Below are 12,209 nucleotides of genomic sequence, written 5' to 3' on the forward strand. Positions count from 1 at the left end.
CTCTTCGCGAGCAAGCCCGCTCCCACATTTTGAAATGCGTTCCCCTTGTGGGAGCGGGCTTGCTCGCGAAGGCCGGTCAAGGCGAACGAATGCTTCAATGAGTGTCTAAAATCTCGCGTCTGCCGCCCTCATTTTTCAAGGAAGCCCTCTACGTGAAATCCCTCCTTGCACTGTTTGCCCTCGTCGCCCTGCCGGTCATGGCCGCCGAGCCGACCCTGTACGGGCGTTACGAATACATTGCGCTGCCGGAAATCGGCGGTGAAGTACTCAAGGCCAAGATGGACACCGGCGCGCTGACCGCCTCGCTGTCGGCCAAAGACATCGAGACCTTCACCCGCGACGGTGAAAACTGGGTGCGCTTCCGCCTCGCCACCAAGGACGCCAGCAACAAGGTCTACGAACACAAAGTCGCGCGGATCAGCAAGATCAAGAGCCGCTCGGATGAAGAGGACGAGGGCGACACCACTGAAGTCGCCAAGCGCCCGGTGGTCGATCTGGAACTGTGCCTGGGTGACGTCAAACGCACCGTGGAGGTCAACCTGACCGACCGCAGCAATTTCAACTATCCGCTGCTGATCGGTGCCAAGGCCTTGCGTGAATTCGGCGCGGCAGTGAATCCGGCGCGGCGCTTCACCGCTGACAAACCGGACTGCTGAGCCAAGTGGTCTCATTGACGTAACGTCAGGCTTGGGGCACCGTTCGCGCACCTAACCCACAGGCTCGGACGCCATGCCTCATATTCTGATTGTCGAAGACGAAGCGGCGATTGCCGACACGCTGATTTTTGCCTTGCAGGGCGAGGGGTTCACCACCACTTGGGTGAGCCTCGGCGCGGCGGCGCTGGCACATCAACGGCAGACGCCGGCGGATCTGCTCATCCTCGATATCGGTCTGCCGGACATCAGCGGTTTCGAGACTTGCAAACAGTTGCGGCGTTTCAGCGAAGTGCCGGTGCTGTTCCTCAGCGCCCGCGATGCCGAAATCGACCGTGTGGTGGGCCTGGAGATCGGCGCCGACGACTACGTGGTCAAGCCGTTCAGCCCACGGGAAGTGGCGGCGCGAGTCCGGGCTATCCTTAAACGCATGGCGCCGCGCCCCATCATCGACGCCACGTCAGGGCTGTTTCGCATCGATCCGGAACGTGTGCAGATCAGCTATCGCGGCCAGGCGCTGAGCCTGACCCGTCACGAATTCCGTCTGTTGCAATGCCTGCTTGAACAACCGGAGCGGGTGTTCAGCCGCGAGCAATTGCTCGATGCACTGGGCGTCGCGGCCGACGCCGGTTACGAGCGCAGCATCGACAGCCACATCAAAAGCGTGCGCGCCAAGTTGCGTCTGGTGCGGGCCGAGGCCGAACCGATCCAGACGCATCGCGGGCTCGGTTACAGCTACAGCCCGGGGCATAGCTGATGTCGTTGGGCCTGCGGATATTCCTGGTGTATGTGCTGTTTGTCGGCCTGACCGGCTATTTCGTGCTCAACACGGTGATGGAGGAAATCCGTCCCGGCGTGCGTCAGTCCACCGAAGAAACCTTGGTCGACACCGCTAACCTGCTGGCGGAAATCCTGCGCGACGATTTCAAGGCCGACACCCTCAGCGAGAACCGCTGGCCCGAGTTGCTGCGCGCCTACGGCGAACGCCAACCGCGAGCGACGATCTGGGGGCTGCCGAAAAACCAGGTCAACCATCGCATTTACGTCACCGACGCCAAGGGCATCGTCGTGCTCGATTCCAGTGGCGTGGCGGTGGGGCAGGATTATTCGCGCTGGAACGACGTCTATCTGACGTTGCGTGGCGAGTACGGCGCACGCTCCAGCCGCAGCGATCCGGATGACCCCGCGTCCTCGGTGATGCACGTCGGCGCGCCGATCCGCGACAAGGGTCAGATCATTGGTGTGGTGACCGTCGCCAAGCCCAACAGCTCATTGCAACCTTATGTTGATCGCACCGAACGGCGCCTGCTGTTTTATGGTGCCGGGCTCATCGGCCTCGGTCTGTTGTTCGGCGCCTTGCTGTCGTGGTGGTTGAGCCGTGCGCTGCATCGTTTGACCGGTTACGCCCAGGCCGTCAGTGAAGGGCGGCGGGTGGAAGTGCCGCACTATCGCGGTGGTGAGTTGGAGCAGCTTGCGACAGCGGTGGAGCAGATGCGCACGCAACTGGAAGGCAAGGCCTACGTCGAGCGTTACGTGCACACGCTGACCCATGAACTGAAAAGCCCCCTGGCGGCGATTCGTGGTGCGGCGGAGTTGCTGCAAGGTGAAATGCCCGCGGTTCAGCGAATGCGTTTTGTCAGCAACATCGACAGCGAAAGTGCGCGGATGCAGCAGTTGATCGAGCGGTTGCTCAATCTGGCGCAAGTTGAACAGCGTCAGGGGCTGGAAGAGCGCACTGCGGTGCCTCTGGCGGTGCTTGTGGATGAGTTGCTGCAAGGGCAGGCGGCGCGCATCGAGGGTAAACAGTTGCGCATTGAGCAGGCTGTGGCGGCGGATCTGCTGCTGATGGGTGAGCCCTTTCTGTTGCGTCAGGCGCTGGGCAATCTGCTGGAGAACGCGCTGGATTTCACGCCACTGCAGGGGTTGTTGCGCTTCAGCGCCGAGCGGGTGGGCGAGCAGGTTGAGTTTCGCTTGTTCAATGAAACGGCGCAGATTCCCGACTACGCCTTGCCGCGTTTGACCGAGCGGTTTTACTCGTTGCCGCGCCCGGACAGTGGGCGCAAGAGCACCGGGCTTGGGCTGAACTTTGTGGCAGAGGTGGCCAAGTTGCATGGCGGCCAACTGTCGATCAGCAACGTGTCGGGCGGTGTGCAAGCAGTTCTAAGCCTGCCCTGAACCTGAGGGGCAGGCGCAAGCTCAGGGTCGGGACGAGGCCGGTGCGGTGCGCTGAAGCTTTTTCCGATGGGCGAAGTTCAATGCTGGCTGCTCCACCAGACGCCATGAAGCGATCGCCAGCGCGATCACGATCAGCGCCGAGACAAGCATGGACGGCAGGAAGCTCAGGTTGGATTTGTTGATGACCAGTTGCTGGACCGGGAACGCATACAGATAGATTCCGTAAGAAATATCGAATCGGCCCCGGATACTTTTGTCGACGTAGAGCAGGCCCACGCTCAGGGTGATCAGCGCACAGCCCAGCGTCGCCAGCACTGTGGCCAATGGGGTGCCGACGCTGAGGTAGATCAATCCGATCCCCACCGTCAGAGCGATCGCCAGCACACGGGGATTGCTGAGGTACTGTTTGTGAAAGGCAATCACGGAACCGGCAAAGAAGGCGATACCAGCAACGCAGTAGGTCGCCAGTTTTTGCGCCATGGCGCCGGCAACGGCATTGCTCAGGACATAGGTTGCCAGGGCAAACCCCGTCAGCAGGATCCATGGCAACAGGGCTTTTCGGTACAGACCCAGAACCGCCGCCAGCAGCAAGTAAAAGCCGAATTCGATCTTCAGCGTCCAGAGACTGCCGTTGAAGGATTCATCGAAGATAAATCCATTGGTGATCTGTTCGATAGTGGCTCGACCGAAAACCGAGATGCGCAAGAAATCGATCGTAGCGCTTGAGCTTGTGACATAGCCTTCGGCAAACAGCGCGCCGGCGATATAAGTCATCGCGAAGGCGCAGAGGATCAATGCCGGAAATATGCGGGCAATGCGTTTGATCAGATAGTCAGTGAAGTTGTTGGCGTTGACGAAGCTGCGAGTGATCAGCAGGCCGGAGATCGCAAAGAACGCGGTCACGGCGATACCGCCCAGTGAGTTGAAGCCTGCGATGCCTGGCTCTGGCAGGCCCCACAGCGCAAAGTGATGGCTGACCAGTACCATGAGTGCCGCTATGTGTCGGATCAAATCGAATGAGTTGTTGCGCAAGGTGCCGGTCCTTTCTTTGAACATCGCCAAGGTTATGAGGAAAAAGCGTTTTACAGGTATTTCCACACAAAGCCCACACAACCTCCATAGCAAAACCACAAAGCACTCCCAGACTGGCCGCATTCCAACCAGGGAGCGTCGTCATGAATCGAAATCTGACTATCAAACTCGGGGCTGTTGCCCTGTTGATCCTGCTGTTGCTGATACCGCTGCTGATGATTGACGGCATCATCGATGACCGCCAGCAACGGCGCGACGGGGTGCTGGAAGACATTGCCCGCAGTTCCAGTTACAGCCAGCAATTGAGCGGGCCGGTGATGGTGGTGCCGTATCGCAAAGTGATTCACAACTGGAAGATCAACGACAAGACCGAGCAGCGTTACGACGAACCAAGCGAGGAGCGTGGGCGTTTGTATTTTTTGCCCGAGCGCTTCGAACTCGATGGCCAGGTGCAAACCGAACTGCGTGCCCGGGGTATCTACGAGGCGCGGTTGTTCCATGCCGATAACCGCATCACCGGCAGTTTTTCGCTACCGGCGCAATTGGGCATCCAGGAAGATTTCAGCGATTACCAGTTCGATGCGCCGTTTCTGGCGGTCGGCATCAGCGACATTCGCGGGATCGAAAACGCTTTGAAACTGGAGCTCGACGGCCAGCGTCTGGACTTCGTTCCCGGTACTCAGGTCGGTTGGCTGGGTGAGGGGGTGCGGGTAACGCTGCCACTGCTCGATACCCGTAAAGCCAACGAACTGGCGTTCGGTTTCGATCTGCGCCTGCAAGGCACCGGTTCGTTGCAGGTGCTACCGGTGGGCAGGAGCAGCAGCGTTAGCCTCACTGCCAACTGGCCGCACCCCAGCTTCATCGGCAACTTCCTCCCGGCCAAACGTGAAATCAACGACGCCGGTTTCAGCGCCGACTGGCAGACCACGTTTTTTTCTACCAACCTGCAAGACGCCATGAGCCGTTGCGTGAGCGGCAATGATTGCGATGGGTTCAATGCCCGCAGCTTCGGGGTGAGTTTCATCGATCCGGTGGATCAGTATCTGAAGAGTGACCGGGCGATCAAATATGCGCTGCTGTTCATTGTCCTGACGTTCGCCGGTTTCTTCCTGTTCGAAGTGCTCAAGAGCCTGGCAGTGCACCCGGTGCAATACGCGTTGGTGGGTGTGGCGCTGGCGTTTTTTTATCTGTTGCTGCTGTCGTTGTCGGAGCACATCGGCTTTGCCCTGGCGTATCTGCTGTCGGCCAGTGGCTGCGTGTTATTGATCGGGTTTTACGTCTGCCACGTCTTGCACAGCGTGCGACACGGTTTGTGTTTTTCGGCGGGATTGGCAGGGTTGTATGGCCTGCTTTACGGGTTGCTCAGCGCCGAGGATTACGCGCTGCTGATGGGCTCGCTGTTGCTGTTCGGCTTGCTCGGCGTGTTCATGGTGCTGACGCGCAAACTGGATTGGTACGGGATCGGTCAGAAACCGGCCAAACCACTGGAGTTTGACGTGGGGGCGATGCAATGAGCGGGTTGCGTGAGGATCAGCGAGAGGCTGAGGTGTTGGTGACGCTGATCTTTGCGTCACTTCCGCCGGCACCGCGGTGGTGCCATCGCTGGCAAGCCACACACAGAACCTGCCTACCGAAATCCAGTGTGGGAGCGGGCTTGCTCGCGAAGAGGCCGGAACAAGCGCCGCCGATTTAAGGTTTGGGCAGGGTCGCGATCATGGACGGTCGCAAGCTCACTTCAGTGAACCAGTGGGCCAATTGCGGATTGGCCTCGCGCCAGCCCAGATCCGGGAAGCGCAGGTCGAGGTAACCCAGGGCACAGGCCACGCTGATCGCAGCAATATCGAAATGGCAGGTCAGCTCGGCAATCGCATCACTTTCCAGCAGGGCCAGGGTGCGACGGATCTTGTCGCGCTGGGCCTCGATCCACTCGTCCCAGTGTTTTTCCGGGGCACGCAGCACCTGCTCGTAACGCACCATCACCGACGCATCCATGATCCCGTCGGCCATCGAGGCCAGGGTCAGGCGGCGCCAGCGGGCCGAGCCGTCACGGGGGATCAGCGGATTGCCGACGTGTTGGTGGTCGAGGTAGTCGAGGATCACGCGGCTGTCATGGATGACATTGCCGTCGGCCAGACGCAGGGCCGGGATCTTGCCCAACGGGTTGTCGGCGTTGAGCTCGGCACTCGGGCTGACCGGGCTGAGGACACAGTCTTGCAAGGTGACGCGATCCTGCTGGCCAGTTTCGTGCAGCATCACCATCACTTTGCGAACGAACGGGGAGAGCGTGTTGTGGAACAGGGTCATGCTGGGTGTGGACATGGGTGAACCTCGGTGGTCGACGAAGAGCAGGAGGTTAGCCTAGTCAGATGCGGCGTACCTGGCGAGGGATTTGATGGGTGACGATCTAGAAGGACGGCACCTGCCGCCGTCGCTTCCACTGGCTCAAGCGCTGTTGAAGATTCAATGGGCTATCAATCTGCTGCCCCCGTGCTCGGCTGAAGAGAATCAACGCCAGCTCTGCCGTCGCCAGCGCATCGGCACTCGCGTTATGTCGCTCGAACACCTCAAGCTTGAACCAGTCGATCCACTCATCCAGCCCGGCCTCACGAATGTTCGCTTGCGGGCACAGCATCGGCGCAATCTCGGCGACATCCAGAAACACATGCTGCAACTTGTGCCGCAGATGTTCCTTCAGTGCCCGCCCAAGCATGTGCTGGTCGAATGGCGCATGGAACGCCAGCACGGGGCTGTCACCGGCAAACTCCATGAACGCCAGCAATGCCTCGGCCGGATCGCTGCCGGCGGCAATCGCGTTGGGCCCCAGACCGTGGATCAACACACTGGGACTGAGCTTGAGTTCACGACATTGCAGCGTGCGTTCGAACTGCTGGCTGAAATCGATCGCGCCGTCCTCGATCACCACGGCGCCAATCGACAACACCCGATCCTTGTTCAGGTTCAGCCCGGTGGTTTCCAGGTCCAGCACGACCCAGCGTTGTTCGCGCAGGCTGCATTCACTCAGCTCGCTGATCGCCGGCAGTTGCCCCAGGCGTTGCTGCAGATCCGCTGGCAGCGCCGCACTGGCCGGCCGCAGCCACGAGAACAGGCTCATAACTGATACCGCAGGGTCAGGCTGCTTTGCAGGCGTTGAGCCTGGCGCAGGGATTCGCGCAGGATGCGTCGATCCAGATGATTGAGGCTGTCGGGGTCGACACGGTTGGAGTACGGCAGGTTCTCGCGCGTCTGGATCTGATGCTGCTGCATGCGCGTTTGCTGAATGAAGTGATAAGCCTCTTCATACGCCGCGCCGTCCAGCGGTTCAATGACTTCTTTATCCACCAGTTGGCGCAAGCGCTCGAGGGTGTTGTTGGCGTCGATGCCGTTGGCCAGCGCGAGCAATCGTGCGCCGTCCACAAACGGCGTCAGGCCCTGGACCTTCAGATCGAGGGTGGCTTTCTCGCCATTCTTGCGCGCCAGCACAAACTCGCGGAAACGCCCGACCGGCGGGCGATTACGCAAGGCGTTGTCGGCCATCATGCGCTGGAACAAACGGTTGTCGCCGACCTGATCGAGAATCCCCCGGCGCAGTTGCGCGCAACCCTGTTCATCGCCCCAGACCACGCGCAGATCGAAGTAAATGCTCGACCCGAGCAGATTCTCCGGCGTCGCCTCGCGAATGAATGCCGCGAACCGCCGCGCCCATTCTGCCCGGGACAAACACAGCTCAGGATTGCCGGCCATGATGTTGCCCTTGCACAGGGTGAAGCCGCATTGCGCCAGGCTCTGATTGATCTGCTGGGCAATTGGCAGCAACTTTGCGCGAATCTCTGCTGCATGCACGGCATCGCGGGCGTCGAACAGAATGCCGTTGTCCTGATCGGTGTGCAGCGTTTGCTCGCGCCGGCCTTCGCTGCCGAAACACAGCCAACTGAACGGTATGCCCGGGTCGCCTTTTTCGGCGAGGGTCAGTTCGATTACGCGGCACACGGTGTGATCGTTGAGCAGGGTGATGATGTGGGTGATCTGGGTTGAAGAGGCGCCGTGGGCGAGCATGCGCTCGACCAGTTGGCCGATCTCGCCGCGCAGGATCACCAGTTGCTCGATGCGTTGCGCGCTGCGGATCGTTCGGGCCAGATGCACCAGATCGACCCGCTGCAAGGAAAACAGATCGCGCTCGGACACCACGCCGCACAGGCGCTGATCCTTGACCAGGCAGACGTGGGCGATGTGCCTTTCGGTCATGGCAATGGCCGCGTCGAAGGCGCTGTGGTTGGGCGAAAGATAGAAGGGCGCCTGGGTCATGTGGCGCTCGATGGCTTCGCCGAAATCGGCCACACCGTCGGCCACCACATGACGCAGGTCGCGCAGGGTGAAAATCCCCAGCGGCGCTTTGTGCTCATCCACCACGACGATGCTGCCGACCTGTTGCTCGTGCATCAGCTTCACCGCTGCACGCAGTGGCATGGCAGGGCTGCACGTCACCGGGTGACGCATGGCCAGTTCACCGAGACGGGTGTTGAGCGAGTATTGCGTGCCGAGGGTTTCCACGGCTTTCTGCTGGACTTGCTGGTTGACTTGATCGAGCAGGCTGCTGACCCCGCGCAAGGCGAAGTCGCGGAAGGCATTGGAGAGGGCGAACAGTTTGATGAACGCCAGTTTGTTCAGTTGCAGGCAGAAGGTGTCCTCGCCGGCCAAGTGCGCGGTGCGTGTCGCTCGCTCACCCAGCAACGCGGCCAGGGGAAAGCACTCGCCGGTGGTGATTTCAAAGGTGGTCTCGGTGCCGCCCTTGGCCGTGTGCGGGCGTTCGCCGACGACGCGGCCCTGCTTGACGATATAGAAGTGTTCGACCGGGCCATCGGCGGGTTTGATGATGCTCTCGCCCTGCCCGTAGAAACGCAGCTGACATTGCTCCACCAGATAAGCCAGGTGGGCGTGTTCCATTTGATTGAAGGGCGGGAAGCGCTGGAGAAACTGCAGGGTGCCCTGAATGTTCTGCAACACGGCGGTTTTCCCAGCCTGGGTGAAGGCGTCCGCTTTACTCATAACCATTACCGCAGTCTTTTTCGAATTGTTGTTGTCGGATCGTTGCCCCCATGGTCGGCCCCCTCGTGCAGGGTGCCCATTGGACGTAAGTCTAGGTTCGTCATGCCGTTGGGCATATTTGGGAAGTGCCCTACAAAATCAGTCGGGAATTCTTCTGTCCGACCTCTTGGAAAAAAATCCGACGAAGTGCACATTGAAGCTCTGCCTGGCGTTGTCTGACGACTGTGCCAGGTGATGATTTGAAAACGTAGAGAACGCTATGCCCGACCACGATATTTTGAGCGACGCCGAGCGTGAAGCGCTCAGTGCTGTAATGCTCGAACCTGACCCTCCTGCGCAGCGTGTATTGATCGTCGATGACGACAAGGACGCTCGGGAGCTGTTGTCGGAGATTCTGGCCTTGGACGGCATTCGGTGCCTGACCGCTGCCAGTGGCGAGGCCGCGCTGAAGATGCTGGCGGAGAAACCATCGATTGGTCTGTTGATCACCGATTTGCGCATGGGCAATGTCGGTGGGTTGGACTTGATTCGCCAGGTGCGTGAGTCGGTAAGGGCAGCGATGCCGATCATCATTGTGTCTGGCGATGCCGATGTGAAGGACGCCATTGCGGCGATGCATTTGAGCGTGGTGGACTTTCTGCTCAAACCCATTGATACGGGCAAGTTGCTCGGTCTGGTCAAACACGAATTGGGGATCGACCCCTGACGTTCAAGCCACACCGAAAAACCCGCTCTCACAATGGATCTCCAGTGGTTGTGATGAACCATAAAAAAGCCCCGATCTTCCGATCAGGGCTTTTTCATGTCCGGCATCTACGCAGGGTTACAGGCCGTTGGCAGCCTTGAACTCGCGACGACGGCGGTGCAGCACCGGCTCGGTATAGCCGTTGGGCTGCTTGGTGCCTTCGATCACCAGTTCGACCGCCGCCTGGAAGGCGATGTTGCTGTCGAAGTTCGGTGCCAGCGGGCGGTACAGCGGGTCGTTGGCGTTCTGACGATCCACCACCGGCGCCATGCGCTTGAGGCTTTCCATCACTTGCGCTTCGGTGACGATACCGTGGCGCAGCCAGTTGGCGATGTGCTGGCTGGAGATACGCAGCGTGGCACGGTCTTCCATCAGGCCGACGTCATTGATGTCCGGCACTTTCGAGCAACCGACGCCCTGATCGATCCAGCGCACCACGTAACCGAGAATGCCCTGGGCGTTGTTGTCCAGTTCGTTCTTGATCTGCTCCGGCGTCCAGTTCGGGTTGACCGCCAGCGGGATGGTCAGGATGTCGTCCACCGAAGCGCGGGCACGTTTGGCCAGTTCGGCCTGACGGGCGAACACGTCGACCTTGTGGTAGTGCAGCGCGTGCAGCGCGGCGGCGGTCGGCGAGGGGACCCATGCGGTGTTGGCACCGGCCAGCGGGTGAGCGATTTTCTGCTCGAGCATCGCCGCCATCAGGTCCGGCATGGCCCACATGCCTTTACCGATTTGTGCGCGACCTTGCAGGCCGGTGCTCAGACCGATATCAACGTTCCAGTTCTCGTAGGCGCCGATCCACTTCTCAGCCTTCATGTCGGCCTTGCGCACCATCGGGCCGGCTTCCATGGAGGTGTGGATTTCATCGCCGGTGCGGTCGAGAAAACCGGTGTTGATGAACACCACGCGCTCGCTGGCAGCCTTGATGCAAGCCTTGAGGTTGACCGTGGTGCGGCGCTCCTCGTCCATGATCCCGACTTTCAGCGTGTTGCGTTTGAGACCCAGCACGTCTTCGATGCGGCCGAACAGTTCGTTGGTGAACGCCGCTTCTTGCGGGCCGTGCATTTTCGGTTTGACGATGTAGACGGAACCGGTGCGGGTGTTCTTGCGCGACGTGTTGCCGTTGAGGTTGTGCATGGCCGCCAGGCACGTCAGCAGACCGTCGAGAATGCCTTCCGGCACTTCGTTGCCGTCTTTGTCGAGAATCGCGTCAATGGTCATCAGGTGGCCGACGTTGCGCACGAACAACAGCGAGCGGCCGTGCAGAGTCACTTCACCGCCAGTGGGCGTGGTGTAGCTGCGATCCGGGTTCATGGTGCGTTTGAAGCGCTGGCCGCCCTTGGCGACTTCTTCCGACAGATCGCCCTTCATCAGGCCGAGCCAGTTGCGGTAGATCACCACTTTGTCGTCGGCATCGACGGCCGCCACGGAGTCTTCGCAGTCCATGATGGTGGTCAGCGCCGCTTCCATCAGGACGTCTTTGACGCCGGCGGCATCGGTCTGGCCGACCGGGGTGCTGGCGTCGATCTGGATTTCGAAATGCAGACCGTTGTGTTTCAGCAGGATCGCGATTGGCGCGTTGGCGTCGCCCTGGAAACCGATCAGTTGAGCATCGTCACGCAGACCGCTGTTGCTGCCGCCCTTGAGGGTGACCAGCAGTTTGCCGTCAGCGATTTTGTAACCGGTCGAATCGACGTGGGAGCCCGCGGCCAGTGGCGCGGCTTCGTCGAGGAATGCACGGGCGAAGGCGATGACTTTGTCGCCGCGCACCTTGTTGTAGCCTTGGCCTTTTTGCGCGCCACCGTCTTCGCTGATCGCGTCGGTGCCGTAAAGGGCGTCATACAGCGAACCCCAGCGGGCGTTCGAAGCATTGAGCGCAAAGCGGGCGTTCATCACCGGAACCACGAGTTGCGGGCCGGCGGTACGGGCGATTTCGTCATCGACGTTTTGCGTTGTTGCCTGGAAATCAGCCGCTTCTGGCAGCAGATAACCGATTTCCTGCAAGAAGGCTTTGTAGGCTACGGCGTCGTGCGCCTGGCCTGCGTGTTCCTGATGCCAGGCATCAATGCGAGCCTGGAAGTCATCGCGTTTGGCGAGTAGGGCTTTGTTCTTCGGTGCCAGGTCGTGAATGACCTTGTCGGCACCTTCCCAGAATGCGTCGGCGGTGAGGCCGGTACCGGGAATGGCTTCGTTGTTCACGAAGTCGAACAGGACTTTGGCGACCTGCAGGCCACCGACTTGAACGTGTTCAGTCATTGCTTGCCTCACTCTGCTCAGCTATTTCGCTTTTCAGCTCTTCAATTTAACAATGAAGCCTCTGGCCATTTAAACCACAAACCTTCCGACCAGTACATGCCATTGCTGGCGGCTGGGCTGGGACCAATCAACGGCTTGGGGCCTTGATGACGGGGCTTTCAGGGTTGCGAACGTGCCTTGGGCAGACATCGATCCAGCGTTATGTAGTGCGCGCCGAGGCATACTACATGATGCGTTGCGCTTGTGAAAATGAGACTAATAACGTCGTTCTGCGACTCCATGACGCATTGCGGTCACAGCGCGGA

General features: G+C 60.1%; 10 protein-coding genes. 5 read left to right on the top strand and 5 right to left on the bottom strand.

Features of this window, described 5'->3' with window-relative positions:
* Positions 1 to 152 precede the first annotated feature (152 nt).
* The 3 genes from rloA2 (at position 153) to creC (ending at position 2,828) form a co-directional block, all read left to right on the top strand.
* Positions 153 to 656, top strand: a complete 504-nt coding sequence (gene rloA2, locus AACY11_RS21235) for a retropepsin-like aspartic peptidase RloA2 (protein ID WP_221731146.1) — start codon at positions 153 to 155, stop codon at positions 654 to 656.
* Positions 657 to 729: 73 nt separating this feature from the next.
* Positions 730 to 1,410 (top strand): two-component system response regulator CreB, encoded by a 681-nt coding sequence (gene creB, locus AACY11_RS21240; RefSeq protein ID WP_339430251.1) that lies wholly within the window; start codon positions 730 to 732, stop codon positions 1,408 to 1,410.
* Positions 1,410 to 2,828 carry a two-component system sensor histidine kinase CreC gene (gene creC, locus AACY11_RS21245; protein ID WP_339495666.1) on the top strand — a complete coding sequence of 473 codons (1,419 nt, stop codon included), beginning with the start codon at positions 1,410 to 1,412 and terminating at the stop codon, positions 2,826 to 2,828. Before creB ends, creC begins: the two co-directional genes overlap by 1 nt.
* Before the next feature lie 21 nt (positions 2,829 to 2,849).
* Here creC and AACY11_RS21250 read toward each other — a convergent pair whose 3' ends face one another.
* Entirely contained in the window at positions 2,850 to 3,860 is a 1,011-nt protein-coding gene (locus AACY11_RS21250; RefSeq protein WP_339495667.1) for an acyltransferase family protein, read from the bottom strand.
* A 143-nt stretch (positions 3,861 to 4,003) separates the two neighbouring features.
* Here AACY11_RS21250 and creD point away from each other — a divergent pair, with 143 nt between their 5' ends.
* Positions 4,004 to 5,374, top strand: a complete 1,371-nt coding sequence (gene creD / locus AACY11_RS21255) for a cell envelope integrity protein CreD (RefSeq protein WP_339495668.1) — start codon at positions 4,004 to 4,006, stop codon at positions 5,372 to 5,374.
* A 175-nt stretch (positions 5,375 to 5,549) separates the two neighbouring features.
* On the opposite strand, the gene AACY11_RS21260 is transcribed toward creD, so the two are convergent.
* The 3 genes from AACY11_RS21260 to AACY11_RS21270 all read right to left on the bottom strand — a co-directional run bounded on the left by AACY11_RS21260 (position 5,550) and on the right by AACY11_RS21270 (position 8,909).
* Entirely contained in the window at positions 5,550 to 6,179 is a 630-nt protein-coding gene (locus AACY11_RS21260) for a glutathione S-transferase (RefSeq protein WP_339430248.1), read from the bottom strand.
* Positions 6,180 to 6,264: 85 nt separating this feature from the next.
* Positions 6,265 to 6,972, bottom strand: coding sequence for a 3'-5' exonuclease (locus AACY11_RS21265; RefSeq protein ID WP_339430247.1), 708 nt, complete (start codon positions 6,970 to 6,972; stop codon positions 6,265 to 6,267).
* Positions 6,969 to 8,909, bottom strand: a complete 1,941-nt coding sequence (locus AACY11_RS21270; RefSeq protein ID WP_339495669.1) for a putative nucleotidyltransferase substrate binding domain-containing protein — start codon at positions 8,907 to 8,909, stop codon at positions 6,969 to 6,971. Before AACY11_RS21270 ends, AACY11_RS21265 begins: the two co-directional genes overlap by 4 nt.
* A 253-nt stretch (positions 8,910 to 9,162) precedes the next feature.
* Here AACY11_RS21270 and AACY11_RS21275 point away from each other — a divergent pair, with 253 nt between their 5' ends.
* The gene (locus tag AACY11_RS21275; RefSeq protein WP_339430245.1) at positions 9,163 to 9,609 is read left to right on the top strand and encodes a response regulator; all 447 of its coding nucleotides are present in this window, start codon (positions 9,163 to 9,165) and stop codon (positions 9,607 to 9,609) included.
* 117 nt (positions 9,610 to 9,726) lie between these two features.
* Here the strand turns inward: AACY11_RS21275 and AACY11_RS21280 are convergent, their stop codons facing one another.
* Positions 9,727 to 11,904 (bottom strand): malate synthase G, encoded by a 2,178-nt coding sequence (locus tag AACY11_RS21280; protein WP_339495670.1) that lies wholly within the window; start codon positions 11,902 to 11,904, stop codon positions 9,727 to 9,729.
* Positions 11,905 to 12,209: the final 305 nt, after the last annotated feature.

Source organism: Pseudomonas sp. RA_105y_Pfl2_P56, assembly GCF_963970845.1.
GTDB lineage: Bacteria > Pseudomonadota > Gammaproteobacteria > Pseudomonadales > Pseudomonadaceae > Aquipseudomonas > Aquipseudomonas baetica_A.

Bases quoted from the DNA above. Each gene is read 5' to 3' on its own strand.
- AACY11_RS21270 (WP_339495669.1), bottom strand. From the start codon at position 8,909: ATGGTTATGAGTAAAGCGGACGCCTTCACCCAGGCTGGGAAAACCGCC.
- AACY11_RS21280 (WP_339495670.1), bottom strand. From the start codon at position 11,904: ATGACTGAACACGTTCAAGTCGGTGGCCTGCAGGTCGCCAAAGTCCTG.
- AACY11_RS21275 (WP_339430245.1), top strand. From the start codon at position 9,163: ATGCCCGACCACGATATTTTGAGCGACGCCGAGCGTGAAGCGCTCAGT.
- creB (WP_339430251.1), top strand. From the start codon at position 730: ATGCCTCATATTCTGATTGTCGAAGACGAAGCGGCGATTGCCGACACG.
- creD (WP_339495668.1), top strand. From the start codon at position 4,004: ATGAATCGAAATCTGACTATCAAACTCGGGGCTGTTGCCCTGTTGATC.
- creC (WP_339495666.1), top strand. From the start codon at position 1,410: ATGTCGTTGGGCCTGCGGATATTCCTGGTGTATGTGCTGTTTGTCGGC.
- AACY11_RS21260 (WP_339430248.1), bottom strand. From the start codon at position 6,179: ATGTCCACACCCAGCATGACCCTGTTCCACAACACGCTCTCCCCGTTC.
- AACY11_RS21265 (WP_339430247.1), bottom strand. From the start codon at position 6,972: ATGAGCCTGTTCTCGTGGCTGCGGCCGGCCAGTGCGGCGCTGCCAGCG.